This is a genomic window from Caulobacter sp. Root1455, from assembly GCF_001426905.1.
Classification (GTDB): domain Bacteria; phylum Pseudomonadota; class Alphaproteobacteria; order Caulobacterales; family Caulobacteraceae; genus Caulobacter.
This window is the reverse complement of record NZ_LMFQ01000007.1, coordinates 1-21,887: the sequence shown is the minus strand read 5'-3', so window position 1 is coordinate 21,887 and position 21,887 is coordinate 1. Positions and strand designations below refer to the sequence as shown.

At 68.8% G+C, this 21,887-nt stretch carries 23 protein-coding genes; 18 read left to right on the top strand and 5 right to left on the bottom strand.

Going from position 1 to position 21,887, the window contains the following annotated elements; all coding sequences use genetic code 11:
* Positions 1-61: 61 nt before the first annotated feature.
* A complete protein-coding gene (murG, locus tag ASD21_RS05520; RefSeq protein ID WP_056437940.1) occupies positions 62-1,147 on the top strand; it encodes an undecaprenyldiphospho-muramoylpentapeptide beta-N-acetylglucosaminyltransferase in 1,086 nt (361 codons plus the stop codon).
* An 18-nt stretch (positions 1,148-1,165) separates the two neighbouring features.
* On the opposite strand, the gene ASD21_RS05515 is transcribed toward murG, so the two are convergent.
* Positions 1,166-1,759, bottom strand: coding sequence for a DUF1579 domain-containing protein (locus tag ASD21_RS05515; protein WP_200941396.1), 594 nt, complete (start codon positions 1,757-1,759; stop codon positions 1,166-1,168).
* Between the two features lie 161 nt (positions 1,760-1,920).
* Between ASD21_RS05515 and ASD21_RS05510 the strand changes: the two genes are divergently transcribed.
* A complete protein-coding gene (locus ASD21_RS05510; RefSeq protein ID WP_056437937.1) occupies positions 1,921-2,148 on the top strand; it encodes a hypothetical protein in 228 nt (75 codons plus the stop codon).
* Positions 2,149-2,235: 87 nt separating this feature from the next.
* Here ASD21_RS05510 and ASD21_RS05505 read toward each other — a convergent pair whose 3' ends face one another.
* Entirely contained in the window at positions 2,236-2,637 is a 402-nt protein-coding gene (locus tag ASD21_RS05505; protein WP_235524845.1) for a hypothetical protein, read from the bottom strand.
* A 270-nt stretch (positions 2,638-2,907) separates the two neighbouring features.
* Between ASD21_RS05505 and murC the strand changes: the two genes are divergently transcribed.
* From murC to ftsZ, 8 genes are all read left to right on the top strand, one after another.
* A complete protein-coding gene (gene murC / locus ASD21_RS05500) occupies positions 2,908-4,326 on the top strand; it encodes a UDP-N-acetylmuramate--L-alanine ligase (protein ID WP_056437933.1) in 1,419 nt (472 codons plus the stop codon).
* A 31-nt stretch (positions 4,327-4,357) separates the two neighbouring features.
* Positions 4,358-4,843, top strand: a complete 486-nt coding sequence (locus tag ASD21_RS05495) for a DMP19 family protein (RefSeq protein ID WP_056437930.1) — start codon at positions 4,358-4,360, stop codon at positions 4,841-4,843.
* Positions 4,840-5,748 carry a UDP-N-acetylmuramate dehydrogenase gene (gene murB, locus ASD21_RS05490; protein ID WP_056437927.1) on the top strand — a complete coding sequence of 303 codons (909 nt, stop codon included), beginning with the start codon at positions 4,840-4,842 and terminating at the stop codon, positions 5,746-5,748. The genes ASD21_RS05495 and murB overlap by 4 nt, the downstream gene beginning before the upstream one ends.
* 201 nt (positions 5,749-5,949) lie before the next feature.
* Positions 5,950-7,362, top strand: coding sequence for a M20/M25/M40 family metallo-hydrolase (locus ASD21_RS05485; protein WP_056437923.1), 1,413 nt, complete (start codon positions 5,950-5,952; stop codon positions 7,360-7,362).
* Between the two features lie 228 nt (positions 7,363-7,590).
* The gene (locus ASD21_RS05480; RefSeq protein ID WP_056437920.1) at positions 7,591-8,547 is read left to right on the top strand and encodes a D-alanine--D-alanine ligase; all 957 of its coding nucleotides are present in this window, start codon (positions 7,591-7,593) and stop codon (positions 8,545-8,547) included.
* Positions 8,516-9,427 (top strand): cell division protein FtsQ/DivIB, encoded by a 912-nt coding sequence (locus ASD21_RS05475; RefSeq protein WP_056437917.1) that lies wholly within the window; start codon positions 8,516-8,518, stop codon positions 9,425-9,427. The genes ASD21_RS05480 and ASD21_RS05475 overlap by 32 nt, the downstream gene beginning before the upstream one ends.
* 31 nt (positions 9,428-9,458) lie before the next feature.
* A complete protein-coding gene (ftsA, locus tag ASD21_RS05470; protein WP_056437914.1) occupies positions 9,459-10,784 on the top strand; it encodes a cell division protein FtsA in 1,326 nt (441 codons plus the stop codon).
* 479 nt (positions 10,785-11,263) lie between these two features.
* Positions 11,264-12,799, top strand: coding sequence for a cell division protein FtsZ (ftsZ, locus tag ASD21_RS05465; protein WP_056437911.1), 1,536 nt, complete (start codon positions 11,264-11,266; stop codon positions 12,797-12,799).
* 86 nt (positions 12,800-12,885) lie between these two features.
* Here the strand turns inward: ftsZ and ASD21_RS05460 are convergent, their stop codons facing one another.
* Positions 12,886-13,188 (bottom strand): hypothetical protein, encoded by a 303-nt coding sequence (locus ASD21_RS05460; protein WP_056437907.1) that lies wholly within the window; start codon positions 13,186-13,188, stop codon positions 12,886-12,888.
* A 152-nt stretch (positions 13,189-13,340) separates the two neighbouring features.
* Here ASD21_RS05460 and ASD21_RS05455 point away from each other — a divergent pair, with 152 nt between their 5' ends.
* Positions 13,341-13,811 (top strand): Lrp/AsnC family transcriptional regulator, encoded by a 471-nt coding sequence (locus ASD21_RS05455; RefSeq protein WP_056437904.1) that lies wholly within the window; start codon positions 13,341-13,343, stop codon positions 13,809-13,811.
* A gap of 9 nt (positions 13,812-13,820) precedes the next feature.
* On the opposite strand, the gene ASD21_RS05450 is transcribed toward ASD21_RS05455, so the two are convergent.
* Positions 13,821-14,111, bottom strand: a complete 291-nt coding sequence (locus tag ASD21_RS05450; RefSeq protein ID WP_056437901.1) for a DUF1330 domain-containing protein — start codon at positions 14,109-14,111, stop codon at positions 13,821-13,823.
* Positions 14,112-15,326: 1,215 nt separating this feature from the next.
* Here ASD21_RS05450 and ASD21_RS05445 point away from each other — a divergent pair.
* The 7 genes from ASD21_RS05445 (at position 15,327) to ASD21_RS05415 (ending at position 21,656) form a co-directional block, all read left to right on the top strand.
* Positions 15,327-16,448 (top strand): pyridoxal phosphate-dependent aminotransferase, encoded by a 1,122-nt coding sequence (locus ASD21_RS05445; RefSeq protein WP_056437898.1) that lies wholly within the window; start codon positions 15,327-15,329, stop codon positions 16,446-16,448.
* Positions 16,449-16,614: 166 nt separating this feature from the next.
* Entirely contained in the window at positions 16,615-17,676 is a 1,062-nt protein-coding gene (gene hppD, locus ASD21_RS05440) for a 4-hydroxyphenylpyruvate dioxygenase (RefSeq protein WP_056437895.1), read from the top strand.
* 164 nt (positions 17,677-17,840) lie between these two features.
* A complete protein-coding gene (gene hmgA / locus ASD21_RS05435; protein WP_056437891.1) occupies positions 17,841-19,124 on the top strand; it encodes a homogentisate 1,2-dioxygenase in 1,284 nt (427 codons plus the stop codon).
* A 47-nt stretch (positions 19,125-19,171) separates the two neighbouring features.
* Complete coding sequence (locus ASD21_RS05430; RefSeq protein ID WP_056437890.1) at positions 19,172-20,179, top strand: fumarylacetoacetate hydrolase family protein; 1,008 nt, start codon at positions 19,172-19,174, stop codon at positions 20,177-20,179.
* Positions 20,176-20,574 carry a Rieske (2Fe-2S) protein gene (locus ASD21_RS05425; protein ID WP_056437887.1) on the top strand — a complete coding sequence of 133 codons (399 nt, stop codon included), beginning with the start codon at positions 20,176-20,178 and terminating at the stop codon, positions 20,572-20,574. The genes ASD21_RS05430 and ASD21_RS05425 overlap by 4 nt, the downstream gene beginning before the upstream one ends.
* A gap of 106 nt (positions 20,575-20,680) precedes the next feature.
* Positions 20,681-20,881: a hypothetical protein gene (locus ASD21_RS05420; protein ID WP_056437884.1), complete on the top strand. Its 201-nt coding sequence runs from the start codon at positions 20,681-20,683 to the stop codon at positions 20,879-20,881.
* A gap of 226 nt (positions 20,882-21,107) precedes the next feature.
* Positions 21,108-21,656: a GNAT family N-acetyltransferase gene (locus ASD21_RS05415; protein ID WP_056437881.1), complete on the top strand. Its 549-nt coding sequence runs from the start codon at positions 21,108-21,110 to the stop codon at positions 21,654-21,656.
* Between the two features lie 66 nt (positions 21,657-21,722).
* Here the strand turns inward: ASD21_RS05415 and ASD21_RS05410 are convergent.
* Positions 21,723-21,887, bottom strand: a 165-nt coding sequence (locus tag ASD21_RS05410) for a flagellin (protein ID WP_268761068.1), incomplete at its 5' end; no start/stop codon positions are given.

The following is a 21,887-nucleotide window of genomic DNA, read 5'->3' as shown; positions in this document are numbered from 1 at the left end:
CAGCCATTCTTGTTGAGGGCCTCTCGCCCATGAACCGCTCGCGTATCGGAGCCGCAGTTAAATGAACAAGCTGGCAGTCGTCGCCGCCGGGGGCACCGGCGGGCACCTGTTCCCCGCCCAGGCCCTGGCCGAGACCCTGGCCGCGCGCGGCTGGCGCATCGTGCTGGCCACCGACGAGCGCGGCGCGCTCTACGCCGACAAGTTCCCCGCCGAGGAGCGCCTGGCGCTGTCGGCCGCCACCGCCAAGTCCGGCGACCCGATCGGCATGCTCAAGGCCGGGATCGTTGTCATGCAGGGCGTCGGCCAGGCCAAGGCCGCCTTCAAGCGGCTGGACCCGGCCGTGGTCGTCGGCTTCGGCGGCTATCCCGCCCTGCCGGCCCTGCTGGCCGCCGTGGGCCAGAAGCGCCCGACCGTGATCCATGAGCAGAACGCGGTGCTGGGCCGCGTGAACCGCTATCTCGCCCCCAAGGTCAACGAAGTCGCCTGCGCGTTCCCGACCCTGGAGCTGGCCAAGCCGGCCGTGAAGGCCCGCGCCCACGTGGTCGGCAATCCCGTGCGGCCGGCGATCCGGGCCCTCTACGACGTGCCCTACCTGCCGCCCGAGGTGCAGCTGCGCATCCTGGTCACCGGCGGCAGCCAGGGCGCGCGCCTGCTGTCCGAGCTGATCCCCGAGGCCGTCGCCAAGCTGCCCGAGGACCTGCGCGGCCGCCTGAAGGTGTTCCAGCAGGCCCGCGCCGAGAGCATGGAAGGCGCCCGCAAGATCTATCGCAACGCCATGGTCGAGTGCGAGGTCGCGCCGTTCTTCCGCGACATGGCCGGCTATCTGCGCCAGGCCCACCTGGTGATCGGCCGGGCCGGCGCCTCGACCTGCTGCGAGCTGGCGGTCGCCGGCCGCCCGTCGATCCTGATCCCGCTGAAGATCGCCGCCGACGACCACCAGCGCTTCAACGCCCGCCAGTTGGAAGAGGCCGGCGCCGCCGCCGTGTGCCTGGAAGACGAACTGACCGTCGACGCCATGGCCGGGGCGCTGAACGCCCTGCTCAAGGACCCCGAACGCCTGGGCCGCATGGCGGCGGGGGCGCGGAAAGTGGCCACGCCCGACGCGGCCGAGAAGCTGGCGGACCTGGTGGAGAAGACGGCGCGGTAGCTGGCCGCCGCGTGGAGCCTAGGCGGGCGCCCGGGTGAACCACATCAGCCAGTTGGTCTCCCAGGTCTTGCCGCCGTCGGTCGAGAAGGCCTGGTCCCATTTCGCCGTGTTGGCGGTGAGCTCCGACCAGCGGAAGCGCACCGTGACGGGCTGCCCCTTGTAGGTGTCGGCGCCGATGAACGTCCCGACGCCGTCCTTGAAGCCGCCCCGCACCGGCGGGTCGATTGTCGCGAGGCGTGAGTCGATCCACCAGATCGACCATTGGCGCGTCTGGCTGTCGAAGGCCCGGACGCCGACGCCGCGATAGGTCCCGCCCGGCAGCTCCAGCACGTTGTCGTCGACATTGCCCTGGCCGTCCATCAGGGGCCAGTTGACGCAGGTGCCGGCGAAATCCTCCCACTGCGTGCTGCCGACCAGCCGTTCCTTCAAGCGGCGATGCTGGACCTTCCAGCGCCCGACCAGGAACGCCCAGTCGTCGGGGCCGCCGGTGATCCCCTGACTCGGATCCTCGCCCGCGGGGAGGGCCTCGGCGCGTGTCGCGGCCAGGACGCTGGTGATCAGGCCCGCGGCGATCGCGCCGCGGCGGGTCTGGAGCGGAGAACTCGCCGTCATGACGACCTTTCAGGGGGACTATGGAGGTTGTCGCCCAGGATAGCGCTCCTCCTGTGTCGCGCTTGGGGGCGATTGCGAAAATCGAAGCCGCCCGCCGGCGAAGGATCAGCGAACCCGTTCGCGCGTTCCTCAGACCTGGTTCCGTGTTCGGGAGAACACTCATGCGCACGAACATCGCCATCATCGCCCTGATCTATCCCATGGTGCAGGCCGTGGTTTTCGGACTGGGCATACTTGGCTTGCTGGTCTTCGGCGCGCCCTCCAGCCTGTTTCCAGTCATGATCGCCGCGACCTTCGTCATCGCGTTGCCGATCGCCGTGGTGATTGGTCCTCGGCTCAGGTCGCGCCTCTGGCGTCGACGCCATGGCGAGGACCTGAAGCCGTCGTGACCTGAAACGGCGGATCAATGGAGCGCGAGGCCGCGCCATTCTTCCGCGACGAGGTCGTCCCGCATGGCGCCGCTTCCGAAAGAGCGATCAGGGCTCCGCGCCCGTCGCGATAAGAGGTCGTCCAAGCTTGACGGCGTCTTCCACGCTGGTCGCCACGGCCACGCCCGCATACGGCCGCCGGCCGTCGCAGACCACCTTGGCCACCGCGTCGTCCGCGCCGCCCGTTGGGATCGGCTCGGCGGGCCGCTGGTCGCCGCTGATTGGGCCCTCCTTGCCGCCGACCCTCACGCTGGAGAAACCGGCGTGGGCGATGGTGCGGGCGTCGCAGTCGAGCACCGCGTGGCGCCAACCGCCCCAGAACGCCTCGGTCCCGGCGAGGAAGCCCTCCTCGGCCACCTGCAGCACGCGCAGCCGAGCGGTGCGGCCGGTCCAGGCGATCCCGCCCATGTCAACGAAGACGGCGAAGCGGCCAACGTCGGCCAGGCGCAACTCCAGCGGGGCCGGGGCCGGGGCCGGCGTCTGCGCAAAGGCGGGGGAGGCGAGGGCGATGACTCCTCCCCCGAGCAGCGCGGCGAAACGGGTGAGGTGGCGCGATGCGAATACGCGTCGCGACGGAGGGGGCGTCGTGCGGCGGCCGGCCGCCCCCTCCGTCCGCTGCGCGGCCACCTCCCCCGTTTCACGGGTGAGGAGAGAGAAATCCACACGATCTGCACCAAACATCCCGTTTCACCCCGCTGACAAATCGTCTAATCGAGCCAGATGATCCAGCGTCGACGACCCGTCCCCTTCGAACTCGGCCCCGTGCACTTCATCGGCATCGGCGGCATCGGCATGTCCGGCATCGCCGAGATCATGATCCGCATCGGCTACACCGTGCAGGGCAGCGACGCCAAGGCCAGCGCCAACACCGAGCGGCTGGAAAAGCTGGGCGCGCGCATCTTCATCGGCCAGGACGCGGCCAATGTCGAAGGCGCCTCGGCCATCGTCTATTCGACGGCGATCAAGGCCGACAACGTCGAGATGGCCGCCGGCCGCGACAAGCGCCTGCCGCTGGTCCGCCGCGCCGAGATGCTGGCCGAGCTGATGCGCCTGCAGTTTTCCGTGGCCGTGGGCGGCACCCATGGCAAGACCACCACCACCTCGATGGTCGCGGCCCTGCTGGACGCCGGCGCCCTGGATCCGACCGTGGTCAACGGCGGGATCATCAACGCCTACGGCACCAACGCCAAGGTCGGCGAGGGCGACTGGATCGTGGTCGAGGCCGACGAAAGCGACGGCAGCTTCCTGAAGCTGAAGTCCACCGTGGCCATCGTCACCAACATCGACGCCGAGCACCTGGATCACTGGGGCGACTTCGACGCCGTCAAGAAGGGCTTCCAGGACTTCATCGAGAACATCCCGTTCTACGGCTTCGCGGCGGTCTGCACCGACCACCCGGAAGTCCAGGCCCTGACCTCGCGGATCGAGAACCGCCGCCTGGTGACCTACGGCACCAATCCCCAGGCCGAGGTCCGCGTCTCCAACATCGAGATGGGCCCGGAAGGCGCGAAGTTCGACATCCTGATCTCGCCGCTGTCGGGCGACCTGGTCCTCTATGAGGGCCTGAAGATGCCGATGGCCGGCCACCATAACGTGCTCAACGCCACCGCCGCCGTGGCCGTGGCCCGCGAGCTCGGCGTGAACGCCGACGCCATCCGCGCCGGCCTGGCCGGCTTCGGCGGGGTCAAGCGCCGCTTCACCACCACGGGCGTGGCCAACGGCATTCGCATCGTCGACGACTACGGCCACCACCCGGTCGAGATCGCCGCCGTGCTGAAGGCCGCCCGCGCGGTCTCGACCGGCAAGGTGATCGCCGTGGTCCAGCCGCACCGCTTCACCCGCCTGCGCGACCTGATGACCGAGTTCAGCAGCTGCTTCAACGACGCCGACACGGTGATCGTCGCCGACGTCTACACAGCCGGCGAGCAGCCGATCGAGGGCGTCGACCGCGATCACCTGGTCGAGGGCCTCAAGAAGTTCGGCCACCGCCGCGCCCTGCCGCTGGAAAGCCCCGCCGCCCTGCCGGCCCTGATCGCCGCCGAGGCGCAGGCGGGCGACCTGGTGGTGCTGCTGGGGGCGGGCGACATCACGTCGTGGGCCTATGCGCTGCCGGGGCAGTTGGAAGCGCTGGCGAAGTGAACATCCTGTCCGTAACCGGAGGCTGTCGGAAATGAGCGACAGCGGATACGTCGCCCTGATCGAACCGTATCAGGACAAGCTGAACATCTACGGCGGAGCCGAGGCTTTCGAGTCGGATCTTGCCGTCATGCCGGAAAAGGTCAGGGTGCTGCTCCTGGCCGATCTGACCATGGGCGAAGTCTGCAACGGCGGCTTCTGGCAATACTTCTCGAACTCGTCCGGCATAGTCGCGCCGGAAGCCGTTGCGGCTTTCGATACGCTGGGCCTGCCGAACATGGCCAATATGGTTCGCGCCACAATGGGTTTCTTTGGGGCTGACTATCCTCGCGAACGCGAGCAGCGCCAGGCGGCGCTCAAGGCCCACGACGAAGCGCATCGCACCAAGGAGAATGCGGGTCTGGAATATTTGTCGCCGTTCGAAGCCGCCGATGAGGCTTTCTACATGCTCATGGCGGCGGAGGGCGGCGGTTTCGACGTCGCCGCTGACCGCTATGCGCAGGCGGAGGTTCAGCCTTGACCTGGAAAACCCAACTCCCCGCCGTTCGCGGCAAGCTGCTGGTCGACGAGGCCCTGGCGCCGTTCACCTGGTTCCGGGTCGGCGGGCCGGCCGACCTGGTGTTCCTGCCGGCCGACGAGCAGGACCTGGCCGACTTCCTCAAGGCCCTGGACCCGGCCGTACCGGTGCTGGCCATCGGCGTGGGCTCCAACCTGCTGGTCCGCGACGGCGGCGTCGAGGGCGTGGTGATCCGGCTGGGCAAGGGCTTCAACACGGTCGAGGCGCTGGGCGACAACCGCATCAAGGCCGGCTCGGCCGTGCCCGACGCCATCCTGGCCCGCAAGGCGGCCGACGCCGGCATCGCGGGGCTGGAGTTCTACGCCGGCATCCCCGGCACGATCGGCGGCGCGGTGATCATGAACGCCGGGTGCTACGGCTCGGAGACCGTCAATGTCGTGAAGTCCGTCCGGCTGATGGACCGCGCCGGCCAGGCGCGCGAACTGGCGGTCGAGGACCTGCACTACACCTATCGCCACAGCGCCCTGCAGGACGGCGAGACCGCGATCGTGCTGGACGCCGTCTTCGAAGGCGCGGCCGACGAGCCGTCCGAGATCAAGTCCCGCATGCGCGCCATCACCGAGCGCCGCGAGAAAACCCAGCCGATCCGCGAGAAGACCGGCGGCTCGACGTTCAAGAACCCGCCGGGCCATTCGTCGTGGAAGCTGGTCGACGAGGCCGGCTGGCGCGGGCGGCTGTACGGCGGGGCGATGTTCTCGCCGCTGCACAGCAACTTCCTGATCAACACCGGCGAGGCCACCGCCGCCGACCTGGAAGGCCTGGGCGACACGGTCCGCGCCGACGTGCTGGCCAAGACCGGCGTGCAGCTGGACTGGGAAATCAAGCGCATCGGGCGGGTCGCGGAGTAGGCCCGGGACAGAGGTGGGGACACACACTCGCCCCACCGCTTCGGCCGAGGTGGCCAAGGTCTTGCCGCGAGTGTGTGTCCCCATCTTCGTTCGGGGCGACTCAAGGTTGAGCATCCCAAAGGTTACCGATAGTTCATCCGACTGTTGCCTATCCGCCGGTCAGAGCGGTGCTATGAGAATGTCCCAAACGAGGGAGTCTCCATGCGCCTGTTTCGCACTCTGCTGACCGCCGCCGCCGTGTCCGCCCTGATGGCCGGCGCGTCTCACGCCCAGGATGCCGCCACGGGCGCGGCCCTGCGCGACAAGGCCCTGACCGACAAGACCGGCTGGACCATCCTGGAAGCCCTGACCACCGACATCGGTCCGCGCAACGTCGGCTCGCCCGGCGCGATCCGCGCCAAGGACTGGGGCCTGGCCACCTTCAAGGCCCTGGGCTTCCAGAACGTCCGCGCCGAACCGTTCGCCAAGCCGTCGTGGATCCGCGGCGAGGAGTCGGCCTCCATCACCGCGCCCTACGAGATGAAGCTGTCGATCCTGGGCCTGGGCAACTCGGTCCCCACCCCGGCGGGCGGCGTCGAGGCCGAGATCGTGGTGTTCACCACCCTGGCCGACCTGGCCGCCGCGCCCGACAGCGCCGTGAAGGGCAAGATCGTGGTCATCAACCAGCCGATGACCCGCACCCAGGACGGCTCGGGCTACGGCGCGGGCACCATGGTCCGCTACACCGGTCCGGCCCTGGCCGGCAAGAAGGGCGCGGTCGCCTACCTGACCCGTTCGGTCTCGACCAGCGACAGCCGCCAGGCCCACACCGGCGCCATGGCCTATGTCGGCGACGGCCCCAAGGTGCCGGCCGGCGCCCTGGGCGTGCCGGACGCCGACCTCCTTCAGCGTCTGGCTTCGCGTGGCAAAACCGTGAAGATCAAGCTGAACCTGCAGTCGCACGTCGACGAGAAGGCCATGGCCTGGAACGTAATCGGCGAGATCCCCGGCTCGTCCAAGCCCGAGGAACTGATCGTGATCGGCGGCCACCTTGACGCCTGGGATCCGGGCGAGGGCGCGATCGACGACGGCGCGGGCATCGCCATCACCACGGCCGCCGCCAAGCTGATCGGCGACCTGCCCAAGCATCCCAAGCGCACCATCCGCGTGGTGATGTTCGGCTCGGAAGAGACCGGCGGCTCCAGCGACGCCTACATGGCCGCCCACAAGGACGAGGTCGCCCGCACGGTGTTCACCGGCGAGAGCGACGTCGGCGGCGACCGGATCTTCGAGGTCCGCCTGCCCGCCGGCTCGGCCGACCATCCGGCCATGAAGGCGGCGGTCAACACCCTGCTGCCGCTGAAGATCTTCCTGGCCCGCGAGCCGGTCGGCCACGCCGGCTCGGACGTCGAGGGCCTGCAGGAAGCCGGCGTGCCGGCCTTCGGCTTGACCCAGGACGCCAGCCGCTACTTCGACCTGCACCACAGCGCCGACGACACCCTGGACAAGGTCAAGCCAGAGAACCTGGCTCAGAACGTCGCCGCCTGGGCGTCGCTGCTGTACTTCGCGGCCGACAGCGACATCGACTTCCGGGCGCTGACGGCGGCGAAGGCGGCGACGCCGGCGGGTCACTAGCTCGTCCATCCACCTTTCAGCCGTCATCCCGGGCCTTGTGCCCGGGACCCCTTTGTCCATCGCAAGGGCAGAGGTTTGGCGCGCCGGCGCGCCACGGCGCTTCACCGTCAGCTGAACCAGGGTTCCCGGGCACAAGGCCCGGATGACGAGCTGGGGTAGGAGAGGGCGCATCAAAGCTCCACTCTCTCTCCCTCCCAGCTCCACATCGCCCCGCTACCGCTGCGGTCCATGACCCAGCCCCTCGCCAACCAGCACATCGTCGTCCTGCTCGGCGGCCCGTCGGCCGAGCGCGAGGTCAGCCTGGCCACCGGCGCGGCCTACGCCGCCGCGCTCGAGCGGCTGGGGGCGCGGGTCACGCGCGTGGATCCCGGCCCCGACATCGCCCAGGTCCTGACCGCCCTGCGGCCCGACCTCGTCTTCAACGGCCTGCACGGCCGCTGGGGCGAGGACGGCTGCGTGCAGGGCGTGCTGGAGACCCTGGGCCTGGCCTACACCCACTCCGGCGTCCTGGCCTCGGCCCTGGCGATGGACAAGGCCAGGTCAAAGGCGGTGCTGGCGGCGGCGGGGATCGCCGTGCCGGGCGGCGGCCTGTTCGACCGCCACGATGTCGCCCGCGACCATGTGATGCCGCCGCCCTATGTGGTGAAGCCCAACGCCGAGGGATCGTCGGTCGGGGTGTTCATCGTGCCCGAGGGCGCCAACGCCCCGCCGACCGAACTGGCCGCGCCGGGCTGGGCCTACGGCGAAACGGTGATGGTCGAGCCGTATGTCCCCGGACTGGAGCTGGCCGTCGCGGTGGTGGGTGAGTCAAATCGTCCCAGGGCCCTGGCGGTCACCGAAATTCGCTCATCCACAGGTTTCTATGACTACGACGCCAAGTACTCGCAAGGCGGCTCGATTCACCTCCTGCCGGCCCCGATTCCCGACGCCGTAAGGGATCGGGCCCTGCGCGCCGCCGAGCTTGGCCATGCAAGTCTTGGTTGCCGAGGTGTGACTCGGGTCGACTTCCGTTATGACGACATTAACGACCTTCTGGTCCTTCTAGAGGTCAATACGCAGCCCGGCATGACACCCACTTCGCTCGCCCCCGAGCAGGCGGACCACGCCGGTGTTTCGTTTGATCGTTTAGTGTTCTGGATTGTGGAGGACGCTTATGCCCGCAGGTTTGCGGGGGGGATCGCGTAAGCCAACGCGCCCCCGGGCCGAAGCGCCCGCAAGTCCGAAGGCCCGATCGGCCGCGCGCACCGCCGCGCCGCCGGCCGGGAAACTGCAAGCCGCGCGCGGCGGCGTGGGCGTGTCGCCCCGCCTGGCCCTGACCGTGGCCGGCGGAGCGCTGGTCGTCGCCCTGGTCGCCACCCTGGCCACCGGCCACCGGATCGAGCGCCTGGGCCAGGCCCTGATGCGCGGCGTCGACGGCGAGTTCGCCGACATGGGCTTCAAGCTGAAGACCGTGCACATCGAGGGCGCCTCGCCGATGGCGAAGGCCGACATCATGAACGCCGCGGCCCTGTACCAGGACCAGCCGACCCTGGGCCTGGACCTGGCCGCCCTGCGCACGCGGGTCGAGGCCGTGGGCTGGGTCAAGTCCGCCAAGGTCGTGCGCCTGCTGCCCGACACCGTGTTCATCTCCGTCGAGGAGCGCCCGGCCTTGGCCGTCTGGCAGCATTCCGGCGCCATGCGGGTGATCGACGGCGAGGGCCGGATCATCCGCGAGGCCGACGCCGCGCGCTTCCCGCAGCTGCCGCTGGTGGTGGGGCAGGGCGCCGACCAGGCCGCCGGCGCCATCCTGCCGGCCGTCAACGCCCGGCCGCGCCTGCGCGACCGTCTGGAGGCCCTGGTGCGCGTCGACGACCGCCGCTGGGACCTGCGCCTGAAAGATGGTTCGCTGATCCAGCTTCCGGCCATTGACGAAGAGTCCGCGCTGATTCAATTGGATCAGCTCGATCAACGACAACGAATCCTCGATCTCGGCTTCGCGCGCATCGATCTGCGCGATCCCGAGATGGTGGCCGTGAGGCCTCGTGACGCGGTGCTGCCCGGGCAGCCCGTCGCCGGCGGGGCTTGAACATGAACTTGTGTGTGAGGTGACTGTAGCGATGTCGCGACTGGATGACCGGAAACAGGCCCGCGAAGGCCTGAAGGCGACGCTCGTGCGTCAGCCGGCGGTCGCGGCCGTCGATCTTGGCGCGTCCAAGGTCACCTGCTTCATCATGAAGGCCGATGGGATCCATCGCGACAACCGCACCCTGACCACGGCCGGCGTCGGCTATGTGCAGTCGCGCGGCGTGCGCGGCGGGGCGATCGTCAATCTGGACGAGGCGGCGCAAGCCATCGCCCAGGCCGTCGAGCGCGCCGAGACCGTGGCCGGCGTCAACGTCCAGGGCGTCAGCGTCTGCACGGCCGGCGGCCAGCTGGCCAGCCACCGCGTCCAGACCCAGGTGTCGCTGGGCGCCCGCCCGATCGGCGACGGCGACCTGTCGCGCGCCATCGCCTCGGCCCTGGCGCAAGTCCGCATTCCCGGCCGCAAGCCGATCCACCTGCTGCCGATCGCCTGGTCGGTCGACGGCCAGCGCGGCATCCGCGATCCGCGCGCCATGTTCGGCCGCGCCCTGGGTCTGGAGCTGCTGGTCGTCTCGATCAACGAGAACATCTTCCACACCCTGGCCCACTGCGTCGAGCGGGCCCACCTGTCGTTCGAGGGCGTGGTCGCCGCGCCCTTCGCCTCGGCCCTGGCGGCCCTGGAAGAGGACGAGATGGACCTGGGCGCCGTCTGCATCGACATGGGCGGCGGCTCGACCTCGGTGGCGGTGTTCAACAACGGCGCCCTGTGCCACGTCGACAGCCTGGCCGTCGGCGGCGGGCACGTGACGCAGGACATCGCCCGCGGCCTGCAGACCTCGGTCGCCGGCGCCGAGCGCATCAAGACCCTGCACGGATCGGCCATCGCCTCGGCCAACGAGGACCGCGAGATGATCGAGGCCCCGCCGCGCGGCGACGATCCGGGCGCCGGTCCGGTGATCGCGCCCCGCAGCCTGCTGAAAGGCATCATCCAGCCGCGCGTCGAGGAGACGCTGGAGCTGCTGCGCGAGCGCCTGAAGGCCTCGGGCGCCCCGGTCGAGCCGGGCGCGGGCATCGTCCTGACCGGCGGCGCCAGCCAGCTGGCCGGCGTGCGCGAAGTGGCCGTGCGCGTCTTCGATCGTCCGGTCCGCCTGGGCCGTCCCCGTCGGGTGCCGCACCTGGCCGACGCCGCGTCGGGTCCGGCCTTCTGCGCCGCCGCCGGCGTCCTGCACCGCACGGCGTTCGGCCCGCGCGAGGTGGTCTCGCCCAAGGCCCTGGCCGGCGCGGCGATCCGCAAGCGTCCGATGGACCCCAACGCCAGTCCCGTGGCCAAGGCCGCCGCCTGGCTGCGCGACAATCTCTGATAGAGCGGTCGCGGGACGCGCGCCCGCGCGACGCAAGCTTGGCTGAGTCGCGCCCGTCGGAGCGCGACTGTAAAATTCCCCGTCGACGGCAATTTTTTCGTCTTGGCGTCAGACGCCAAGAACAACGGCCAAGTCTTAACAGAACTTAAGCATAAGCGTTTACGATCTAAGTGTCGGAAACACCTAACAGCCTAGTTTTCAAGGCTCCGAAAACGGGGTTTTCCAAGGCTTTTCCGGTCAGCGGCGTTCCGCCGCATGGCCCTTCGGGGTACCCTGGGGAACCTGCGGAATCCCCTGTGATTCCTTTGGATAACTGGATTTTTTCGACCCGTTCGGGGTCGACCGGGAGCCGACTCACTTTATGGAGTTAACCACCGATTAAGGTTGGTGGTTGTTCTGTTAACCGGATCGTCGAGATGACTCCCGACGGTGATCTGTTCGGCAGTTGACGAATTCGGCGTTTAAGACGCGAGGCTCCCATGGCTATTTCTCTTTCCGCGCCGCGCACCACTGAACTGAAGCCGCGTATCGTGGTGTTCGGGGTCGGCGGGGCTGGTGGCAATGCCGTCAACAACATGATCGAGGCCGGCCTCGAGGGTGTTGAGTTCGTGGTGGCCAACACCGACGCGCAGCAGCTTCAGTTCGCCAAGACCGACCGTCGCATCCAGCTCGGCGTGCAAGTGACCCAGGGCCTGGGCGCGGGCGCTCACCCCGAAGTCGGCATGAGCGCCGCCGAGGAGAGCTTCCCCGAGATCGGCGAGCACCTGGACGGCGCGCACATGGTGTTCATCACCGCCGGCATGGGCGGCGGCACCGGCACCGGCGCGGCCCCGATCATCGCCAAATGCGCCCGCGAGCGCGGCATCCTGACCGTCGGCGTGGTCACCAAGCCCTTCCACTTCGAAGGCCGCCACCGCATGCGCCTGGCCGACGCCGGCATCGGTGAGCTGCAGCGCTATGTCGACACCCTGATCGTCATTCCGAACCAGAACCTGTTCCGCGTCGCCAACGAGCGCACGACCTTCGCCGAAGCCTTCGGCATGGCCGACCAGGTGCTGCACTCGGGCGTCCGCTCGATCACCGACCTGATGGTCCTGCCGGGCCTGATCAACCTCGACTTCGCCGACGTCCGCACGGTCATGACCGAAATGGGCAAGGCGATGATGGGCACCGGCGAGGGCACCGGCGAAGACCGCGCCCTGATGGCCGCCCAGAACGCCATCGCCAACCCGCTGCTGGACGAAGTCTCGCTGAAGGGCGCCAAGGCCGTGCTGGTCAACGTGACCGGCGGCATGGACATGACCCTGCTGGAAGTCGACGAGGCCGCCAACGCCATCTCCGACCAGGTCGATCCGGAAGCCAACATCATCTTCGGCGCCGCCTTCGACCCGTCGCTGGACGGCGTGATCCGCGTGTCGGTGGTCGCCACCGGCATGGACGGCGCCTCCATCGCCCAGATCGAACCCAAGCCGGTCTCGCGCAACACCACGGCCCAGCCGCTGATCGCCGAGACCCGTCCCGCCGCGCCGCAGCCCGCGCCCGCCCCGGTCACCGCCGAGGCCGGCCGTCCGGGCATGCGCTACGAGCCGCGCCCGATCGAGCGTCCGGCCGCGACCGCGTCCTACGCGCCGGAACCGGCCTATGAAGAACCCGCTCCGGTCGTCGAAGCCCAGGAAGACCTGCACTTCGAAGAGCCGGTGATGGAAGTCGAGCCGCGCATCGCCGCCCCGGCGCCGCGCGTCACCCGCATCGTCGACCCGCTGGTCGCCGACGGCGCCGAGGTCGAGGACGAGCCGCTCTACAGCGAAACCTACGAGGACCGCCGAGCCCAGAAGTCGGGCGGCTGGATGAGCCTGTTCGGCGGCGGCCGCCAGCAGCGCTACGAGCAACCCACGGCCCAGCAGCCGCGCCAGACGGGTTCGGCCCGCCCGCAGCTGCAGCCGCTGGACCAGCCGGCGGCCGACGAAGGCGAGGATCTGGAGATCCCGTCCTTCCTGCGCCGCCTGGCCAACTGAAAGTCCCGATAAGTTTAGTGGCGTACCTGTAAGCGTAACCGAGACCCCCGGAGCGAGAGCTCCGGGGGTTTTGCTTTGCGGATGATCTAGTGGGTCTTGGCGGCCGCGTCGGCGGCGGCGTCGGTCTTGCGCTCGGCGGCGGCGACGGCGTCGGACGTGTTTTCAGCGGCCTTGTCGGCGGCGGCGGCGGTGTTGTCGGCCGCCTTGTCCGTCGCCGCGGCGGTGTTGGCGGCGGCCGTATTGGCGTTGTTGGCGGTGTCCTGGGCGGCCGACGAGGCGGCGGCGCCGGCCTGATCGGCGGCGGCGGCCGTGTGGTCCTCGGTCTTCTGCGAGCAGGCCATCAGCGACAGGCTGGCGATCGAGGCGGAAATCAGTAGGGCGACGCGCATGGGATTCTCCGGAAGGGGGACGTTGATCGTCCTCGCGGGGTCCAACGTCCGGCCTGCCTTAAGGCTCCGGCCAACGCCGCCGTGGTGTTCCAAGCCGCCCGATCGCGCTAGACTTGGCATGATCTGCCAAGCCGCCTGAAGATTGGGTCACGATGAAGCTCACCCGCGCCGATCGCAAGATCCTGGAAATCCTCCAGCAGGACAGCTCGGTCACGAATGTCGAGCTGGCCGAGCGGGTGGGTTTGTCGCCCAGCCCCTGCCTGCGGCGGGTCAAGCAGTTGGAGGCCTCGGGCCTGATCTGCGGCTACGTCGCCCTGCTCGACCGGCGCAAGGCGCGGCTGGACCTTCTGGCCTATGTCGAGGTGCAGGTCGACCGCCACAGCGAGACCGCCGCCGAGGCCTTCGCCGAGGCCGTGCGGCGCGAGCCGATGGTGGTGGGCTGCCACGCCATGACCGGCGGCTACGACTACCTGTTGCGGGTGGTGGCCCCCAATCTCGACGCCTATGCCGACTTCACGATGAAGCGCCTGCTGAAGATGCCGGCCGTGAAGGACATCCGCTCCAGCTTCGTGCTGGAGACCATCAAGGACGCGACGGCGTTGCCGCTGGACTATCTGGAGTAGGGGGGCGGGCTACGAGCATCCGTCGGCGAGCACGAGCTTGCTGGTCGTCGTGTCGTGTCGAACCTTGAACAGATCCTGGATGCCGGGATCGCCCAGAAACGCCTCGGCGTTCGCGCGGTCGGGAAACTCAATGATCACCAGACGCTGGGGCTTCCAGTCGCCCTCGATGTAGGTCGGCTCGGCGCCTTGGACGATGTATCGCCCCCCGTGCCGGGCGATGTGCGCGGGGATCGCCGCGATGTACGGGCTGAAGCTGGCGAAGTCGTGGACCTCCAGGTCGAGCACGAGATAGGCCTTCATCGTCCCCCCTTGGGTTGGGCCGCCGGTCGACCGCCCATCCGCCCCGGATGGGGCCGCGCCTTAAAGCCTTGGTGGATCGGAGCTCTGGCGTCTGGCCGTGTCAAGGACGGCGCGTCGCGCCGCCGCGACGCGGCNTGCTCTTCCGATCTGTCAATGACCGCTCCCCACCCTTCTCGGACGTTTGGAACGTCCGCTTGGCGCAAGCCCGCATCCGCCCCGGATGGGGCCGCGCCTTAAAGCCTTGGTGGATCGGAGCTCTGGCGTCTGGCCGTGTCAAGGACGGCGCGTCGCGCCGCCGCGACGCGGCTGGCCGGAGGCCAGTCCTTGACACGGCCAGACGCCAGAGCAGGCTCGCCTCCAAGGTTTCAAGGCGCGGCCTCGCCGCTGCGGGCGGAGGTTTAAAGGGGTAGGGCCTTCCCCTTTTGGAACCGTCATCCCGGGCCTTGTGCCCGGGACCCCTCTGTCCGCCGCAGGTGCGGAGGTGTGGCGCGCCGGCGCGCCATTTCGCTTCACCGTCAGCTGAACCAGGGGTCCCGGGCACAAGGCCCGGGATGACGGTGGTTTAGGGGGATCGAGCGGCGTTCATCCCCGTCAGCCGCTAGAAGAACGCCAACAACTTCAACGCCCTGAAAAATAATCAGCGTCACCGATCCGCCAGCGCTCAAACCTCCTGCACAATAAACCCGTCCCCATCGCGGGGGAGGGCTCTTGGTACCGGCCCAAGCAGGCGATGGAGATCGAACCGAGCGGGGCCTGGCTGGCCTGGCGGGGCCTGTTCCAGGATCAGTCGGAGTCGCCGACGGCCCCTTCCGGGCGACCTGATCCTGCCCGTCCGAGGGGGAACGTCGATCGGGATGAAACAGGCCCTCAGTCGCCGTCCCTCGGTCAAAACGGTTCGGCGGAGCGGTCAGGTCTAGCCGAAACGCACACTCAAACCCACGGTCATCCGGGCTGGGCCCGGACCGCTCCGCGCCTCCCCATCCCGCCGGCGTGATCCGGACGGGGACATGCGCTCGCGCGTGTTCCAGACCAGGCGCCGCGTCCGTTGAGGACATGTTCAAGGGCATGGTCGGGCGAAGCGGTCTCAAAGATCCAATGAAATAACAAAAAATGGCAGAAAATGACCGTTTGTGGATAATCTGCGGTCATCATCGCCACATCCCGCCACCAGCAACGCCCTATCCTGCCGCGCGTACCCCTCCCGGAGCGCGGCGCATGCTGGTTGTCGATCAAAAGTCCCTGTCGCCCGCCGTGATCTCGCCGGTGCGCCCGGCCCTGGAAGGCGTCACCGCCTACAAGGCCGGCATGACCCTGGCGCAGGCCGGTCGCCTGGCCGGACGCGCCGACCTGTCCAAGCTGGCCAGCAACGAGAACCTGCTGGGCTGCAGCCCCAAGGTCGCCGAAGCGGTGCAGGCGGCGCTCGCCAGCCCCGAGATCTATCCCGACCCCTATTGCGAGACCCTGCGCGCCGCGATCGGCGAGCGGCTGAAGGTCGACCCGGCCCGCATCGTCATGACCCCGGGCTCCGAGGCCCTGATCGACTACCTGTTCCGCGCCGTGCTGCACCCGGGCGACAGCATCCTGCTGAGCTCGCCGACCTTCCCGACCTACGAGATCTTCGGCCGCTGCGCCGAGGCGACCTTCATCGACGTGCCGCGTCTTCCCGGCTTCGGCCTGGACGTCGAGGCCTTCAAGGCCGAGGCGGCCAAGGGCCCCAAGCTGCTGGTCCTGTGCACCCCCAACAACCCGACCGGCAACGCCCTGAGCGGCGTCGACATCGGCGAGATCCTGGCCGTCACCCCGCGTTCGACCGTGGTCTTCGTCGACGAGGCCTATCGCGAATATCACGAGGATTTCGACACCTTCGACCTGCTGAAGGCCTGGGGCGGGACCTGGGTGTCGGGCCGCACCTTCTCCAAGGCCTACGGCCTGGCCGGCATGCGGGTGGGCTACGGGATCTGCTCGTCGGCCGAGCTGGTCGGCTATCTGGACCGCATCCGTCCGCCGTTCAACGTCACCGCCATCAGCCAGGCCGCCGCCCTGGCGGCGTGGAACGACGTGGAGCATCTGGAGCGCACCGTCGCACTGACGATCGCCGAACGCGGCCGGGTCGAGGCCGTGCTGGACTCCATGGGCGTGGAGCACACCGCCAGCGCCGCCAACTTCGTCTTCCTGCGCAGCCCGGCCGGCGCCGAAGCGACCGCCATGCGTTTGCTGCAGGATGGGCTTATCGTGCGCCCCACGCCGGTGCCCGGCGGCTGGGTCCGGATCACCATCGGCCGTCCCGCCGACAACGACCGCCTGATCGCCGCCCTGCCGGCCGCTCTTGCGGTGTGATGGAGATCGGCCGTGCCGGAAACCTCGTCCTTCGACAAGCTCAGGATGAGGTTGTTCGTGCGCCGCTCTTCTTCTGCTCCGCCGTCACATTCGACCTCATCCTGAGCTTGTCGAAGGACGAGGGCGCACCACCTTTCCACTACGATCGCTTCGCTGGAGCCATCCCATGACCACCAACGCTCAAAACCCCCTGGGCCTCGACGGCTTCGCCTTCGTCGAGTTCACCAGCCCCGAACCGGCCGCCATGAAGGCCCTGTTCGAGCAACTGGGCTTCGTCGCCGCCTCGACCCATCCGACCAAGGCCGTGACCCGCTTCAAGCAGGGCCGCATCAATCTGCTGGTCAATGATGAGCCGACCGGCCAGGTCGCCGAGTTCCGCGCCGCCCACGGCCCCTCGGCCAACGGCATGGCTTTCACCGTGGAGAATGTGGAACAGGCCTATGCCGAGGCGCTGAAGCGCGGGGCTGTGGCGGCCGACGCGTCCAAGACCCTGCTGGGCCAGGACGCCCGGGTGCTGGAAGGCATCGGCGGCTCGATGCTGTACCTGGTCGCCGGCCCCGACGCGGTGTTCGCCGACTGGGCCCCGGTCCCCGGCGCGGCCGAGGCGGAAGCCGCCAACAACGTCGGCCTCGACCTGCTGGACCACCTGACCCACAACGTCAAACGCGGCCAGATGCGCACCTGGTCGACCTTCTATCGCGACGTCTTCGGCTTCGAGGAGCAGAAGTACTTCGACATCAAGGGCCAGGCGACCGGCCTGTTCAGCCAGGCGATGATCGCCCCCGACAAGGCCATCCGCATCCCGCTCAACGAGAGCCAGGACGACCAGAGCCAGATCGAGGAGTTCATCCGCCAGTACAACGGCGAGGGCATCCAGCACCTGGCCCTGACCACGCCCGACATCTACGACACCGTCGAGAAGCTGCGGGCCCGTGGCGTCAAGCTGCAGGACACCATCGAGACCTATTACGAGCTGGTCGACAAGCGCGTGCCCGGCCACGGCGAGGACACCGAGCGGCTGCGCAAGAACCGCATCCTGCTGGACGGCAATGTCGGCGAGGAAGGCCTGCTGCTGCAGATCTTCACCGAGAACCTGTTCGGGCCGATCTTCTTCGAGATCATCCAGCGCAAGGGCAATGAAGGCTTCGGCAACGGCAACTTCCAGGCCCTGTTCGAGAGCATCGAGCTGGACCAGATCCGTCGCGGCGTGATCACGGTCGAGGCCTGATCCCATAACGATTGTCATCCCGGACAAGCGCGTAGCGCGCCGATCCGGGACCGACGCCCGAGCGCCGCGCTTCCGGCGGTCCCGGATCGGCCCCAGCTTTTGCTGGGGTTGTCCGGGATGACAGCGTTAGGGTGCTTCCGAGAGAACGAGCCAGGGACCCAACCATGGACCTCCAGCACCAATCCGGCTTCGGCAACCACTTCTCCAGCGAGGCGGTCCCCGGCGCCCTGCCGGTGGGCCAGAACTCGCCGCAGACGCCGCCGTTCGGCCTCTATGCCGAGCAGCTGTCGGGCACGGCCTTCACCGCGCCGCGCCACGAGAACCGCAGAAGCTGGCTCTACCGTCTGCGGCCCAGCGCCGGCCATGGGCCCTATGCGCCCTACGCCCAGGATCGCCTGAAGAGCGGTCCGTTCGACGCCGCGGCCCCGACGCCCAATCGCCTGCGCTGGGACCCACTGGAAATCCCGGCCGAGCCCACCGACTTCGTCGACGGCCTGGTCACCCTGGGCGGCAACGGCGACGTGGCGACCCAGGCCGGCATGGCCGCCCACCTTTATCTGGCCAACCGCTCGATGATCGACCGGGTGTTCCAGAACGCCGACGGCGAGCTGTTGATCGTGCCCCAGCAGGGCGACCTGCATCTGGTCACCGAGTTCGGCCGCCTGGACGTCGCCCCGGGCGAGATCGTCGTGATCCCCCGCGGCGTCCGTTTCCGGGTCGAGGTCGCCGGCCCGGCGCGCGGCTATGTCTGCGAAAGCTACGGCGCGGCCTTCCGCCTGCCGGACCTGGGGCCCATCGGCTCGAACGGCCTGGCCAACAGCCGCGACTTCCTCTCGCCCGTCGCCGCCTTCGAGGACCTGGCGTGTCCGACGCAGGTGATCCAGAAGTTCCAGGGCGGCCTGTGGATGGGGACCTGGGGTCATAGCCCGCTGGACGTCGTCGCCTGGCACGGGAACCTGGCACCCTACAAGTACGACCTGGCGCGGTTCAATACGATCAACACGGTCAGCTTCGACCATCCCGACCCGTCGATCTTCACCGTGCTCACCGCTCCCAGCGAGATCCCCGGCACGGCCAATGTCGACTTCGTGATCTTCCCGCCGCGCTGGATGGTGGCCGAGCACACGTTCCGCCCGCCCTGGTTCCATCGCAACGTGATGAGCGAGTTCATGGGACTGGTGCGCGGCGCCTACGACGCCAAGGCCGGCGGCTTCAGCCCCGGCGGGGCCAGTCTGCACAACGCCATGAGCGACCACGGCCCCGACGTCGCCAGCCACGAGGCGGCGACGCGGGTCGAGTTGAAGCCCCACAAGATCGACGGAACCATGGCCTTCATGTTCGAGAGCCGCTGGGTGATCCGCCCTACGAAATACGCTCTGGAGACTTCGGCGCTTCAGGCCGACTATGACGCATGCTGGACGGGCTTTCCCAAGGCCAAACTGCCTTAGGCAAAGCAAGCCTGCCCTGAGAACAACGAAGCAAAGAGGAAGCGCCCATGAAGCTCGCGTCTCTGAAGGGCGGCCGCGACGGCCGGCTGGTGGTGGTCTCCAACGACTTGGCCTGGTTCACCGACGCCGGAACGATCGCCCCGACCCTGCAAGCCGCCCTCGACGATTGGGAACGCTGCGAACCGATGCTGCGGGCCTTGGCCGAGAGCCTCGAGCACGGCGGCGTGCCCCAGGAGCGCTTCCACGAGCACGAGGCCGCCAGTCCCTTGCCCCGCGCCTATCAGTGGATCGACGGCAGCGCCTATGTGAACCACGTGCAGCTGGTTCGGCAGGCGCGCGGCGCCGAGATGCCCGAAAGCTTCTGGACCGATCCGTTGATGTACCAGGGCGCTTCGGACGGCTTCCTGGGGCCGCGCGACACCATTCCGCTGGCCAACTCCGCCTGGGGCTGCGACCTGGAGGGCGAGGTCGCCGTGATCGTCAGCGACGTGCCGCTGGGCGCGACCCGCGAGGAGGCCTTGGCCGCCATCTGCCTGGTTATGCTGTGCAACGACGTTTCCTTGCGCAGCCTGATCCCGGCGGAACTGGCCAAGGGCTTCGGCTTCGTCCAGTCCAAACCGGCCAGCGCCTTCTCGCCCGTGGCCGTGACGCCGGCCCAGCTGGGCGACGCCTGGAAGGACGGCAAGCTGCACGGCGCGCTGCTGGTCACCCTGAACGGCGAGGATTTCGGCAAGGCCGACGCCGGCGTCGACATGACCTTCGACTTCGGGACCCTGGTGGCCCACGCCGCCAAGACCCGCGCCCTGTCGGCGGGCACCATCGTGGGGTCGGGCACGGTCAGCAACCGCGGCGCCGACGGCGGCCCGGGCAAGCCGGTGGCCGACGGCGGTCTCGGCTATTCCTGCCTGGCCGAGGTCCGCACGGTCGAGACCCTGCTGACCGGTCATCCCAAGACGCCGTTCCTGCTGGGCGACGACACGGTCCGCATCGAGATGCATGACGCCAAGGGCCACTCGATCTTCGGCGCCATCGAGCAGACGGTCGAGCGCATTTGAGCGAAGACGCCGCGCCGGAAGTCGCGCCAGAAGCGGCGCCCGCCGGCCGGGCCTGGACCACGCCGGCGGGCGTCAAGCTGGGTCCGGTCGATCAGATCGCCGATCCCGGGGCGCGGAACTACGTGCTGCAGATCGGCGACAAGCGCTTCCACGGCTTCGTGGTGCGACGGGGCGAGGCGGTGTTCGGCTATGTCGACCGCTGCCCGCACGCCGGCCTGCCGCTGGCCCAGGTGCTGGACCGCTACCTGACCGACGACGGGAGTCTGATCGCCTGCTCCTGGCATGGGGCGCTGTTCGAACCCGAGACCGGAGTCAGCGTCGGCGGCCCGTGCGTCGGGGCGCGGCTGTCGCCCTGGCCGGTCCGGGTCGAGGAGGGGCGGGTCGTCACGGCCTGAGGTCTGCACGAAAACTCCACGGTCCGTCCGCCGCCCGTGGAAACCTCCGCCACGATGCGGCGACCGCGCCTGCCTAGACCTGTTCGGCAGAGCAGGGAGCCGAGCGATGCCTTTCGACCAGATCCAGGTGCGCGACTACGCCGTGGTGATCCACGCCGGCAATGACGAGTGGACCTGGCAGGTGATGGATTTCGACGCCCGCGTCGCCGCCCAGGGCGAGGCCCCCGATCGCGAGAGCGCCTGGCGCAGCGGCATGTTCGCTGCGGAGGCGGTGGGGGCGTTCGCCCGGATCGGCCGCCGGACCTAGCGACAAATGAAAAAAGGCCGCCTTCTACAGGAGGAGAAGACGGCCGAAGTCGCATAGGAGGAAACGCCCAGAAGGGCTGGGATCTCTATAGCGCAACCGCCTGTTCGTGACAACGTTGTCATGGATATTTTTCGTGCGCCGCTGAAAACCTTGGTTTCCTTGGGCCGACGGTCTTGGCGAGGGCGAGGCGGGCCGCCAAACTCCGAGCGCCCGGAAGGAGCCGCCCGTGAGTTTGACCCTTCGCCTCGCCGTTCCCGAGGACCTGCCCGTCCTGCGCGACCTGATGAACGCGTCGATCGGCGAGCTGCTCAAGCCGTTCCTGCCCCTGGACGCGGTGGCGGCCTCCTTCGACATCATGGGACTGGACAGCCAGCTGATCGTCGACGGCACCTATTTCGTCGTGGAGGACGATGGCGCGGTGGCCGGCTGCGGCGGCTGGAGCCGGCGGGCCACCCTGTTCGGCGGCGACCATTCGGCCGGGCGCGACGCCGCCCTGCTGGATCCGGCCCGCGACGCGGCCAGGGTGCGGGCGATGTACACCCACCCCGATCACGTCCGGAAGGGCGTCGGTCGGATGATCCTGGACGCCTGCGAGGCCGCGGCCGCCGGGGAGGGGTTCACGCGCTGCGAGCTGGCGGGGACCCTGGCGGGCGAGCCGCTGTACCGGGCCTGCGGTTATCATGAGATCGAGCGGTTCACCGCCCCGACCTCCAGCGGGGTCGAGGTGCCGCTGGTGCGGATGGGCAAGGCCCTGCCGGGCGCGGTTCCCCAATAGAAAAGGGCGGGTCCGAGGACCCGCCCTTCTTACGCTACTAACGCTACTGAACTTGGCTTGGTCCGATTAACGGAACAGGCTCAGGATCGAACCGGTCGACTGGTTGGCGATCGAGAGCGCCTGGATGCCCAGTTGCTGCTTGGTTTGCAGCGACTGCAGCTTGGCGCTTTCCTTGGCCAGGTCGGCGTCGACCAGGTTGCCCACGCCGGCGTCGAGGCTGTCTTGCAGCTT

Excerpts from the sequence above, each read along its gene's own strand:
- ftsA (WP_056437914.1), top strand. The coding sequence starts at position 9,459 with ATGTCGCGACTGGATGACCGGAAACAGGCCCGCGAAGGCCTGAAGGCG.
- ASD21_RS05460 (WP_056437907.1), bottom strand. The coding sequence starts at position 13,188 with ATGCGCGTCGCCCTACTGATTTCCGCCTCGATCGCCAGCCTGTCGCTG.
- ASD21_RS05475 (WP_056437917.1), top strand. The coding sequence starts at position 8,516 with ATGCCCGCAGGTTTGCGGGGGGGATCGCGTAAGCCAACGCGCCCCCGG.
- ftsZ (WP_056437911.1), top strand. The coding sequence starts at position 11,264 with ATGGCTATTTCTCTTTCCGCGCCGCGCACCACTGAACTGAAGCCGCGT.
- ASD21_RS05430 (WP_056437890.1), top strand. The coding sequence starts at position 19,172 with ATGAAGCTCGCGTCTCTGAAGGGCGGCCGCGACGGCCGGCTGGTGGTG.
- ASD21_RS05510 (WP_056437937.1), top strand. The coding sequence starts at position 1,921 with ATGCGCACGAACATCGCCATCATCGCCCTGATCTATCCCATGGTGCAG.
- ASD21_RS05450 (WP_056437901.1), bottom strand. The coding sequence starts at position 14,111 with ATGAAGGCCTATCTCGTGCTCGACCTGGAGGTCCACGACTTCGCCAGC.
- ASD21_RS05455 (WP_056437904.1), top strand. The coding sequence starts at position 13,341 with ATGAAGCTCACCCGCGCCGATCGCAAGATCCTGGAAATCCTCCAGCAG.
- hmgA (WP_056437891.1), top strand. The coding sequence starts at position 17,841 with ATGGACCTCCAGCACCAATCCGGCTTCGGCAACCACTTCTCCAGCGAG.
- ASD21_RS05485 (WP_056437923.1), top strand. The coding sequence starts at position 5,950 with ATGCGCCTGTTTCGCACTCTGCTGACCGCCGCCGCCGTGTCCGCCCTG.
- ASD21_RS05420 (WP_056437884.1), top strand. The coding sequence starts at position 20,681 with ATGCCTTTCGACCAGATCCAGGTGCGCGACTACGCCGTGGTGATCCAC.
- ASD21_RS05480 (WP_056437920.1), top strand. The coding sequence starts at position 7,591 with ATGACCCAGCCCCTCGCCAACCAGCACATCGTCGTCCTGCTCGGCGGC.
- ASD21_RS05495 (WP_056437930.1), top strand. The coding sequence starts at position 4,358 with ATGAGCGACAGCGGATACGTCGCCCTGATCGAACCGTATCAGGACAAG.
- ASD21_RS05445 (WP_056437898.1), top strand. The coding sequence starts at position 15,327 with ATGCTGGTTGTCGATCAAAAGTCCCTGTCGCCCGCCGTGATCTCGCCG.
- ASD21_RS05515 (WP_200941396.1), bottom strand. The coding sequence starts at position 1,759 with ATGACGGCGAGTTCTCCGCTCCAGACCCGCCGCGGCGCGATCGCCGCG.
- hppD (WP_056437895.1), top strand. The coding sequence starts at position 16,615 with ATGACCACCAACGCTCAAAACCCCCTGGGCCTCGACGGCTTCGCCTTC.
- murC (WP_056437933.1), top strand. The coding sequence starts at position 2,908 with ATGATCCAGCGTCGACGACCCGTCCCCTTCGAACTCGGCCCCGTGCAC.
- murG (WP_056437940.1), top strand. The coding sequence starts at position 62 with ATGAACAAGCTGGCAGTCGTCGCCGCCGGGGGCACCGGCGGGCACCTG.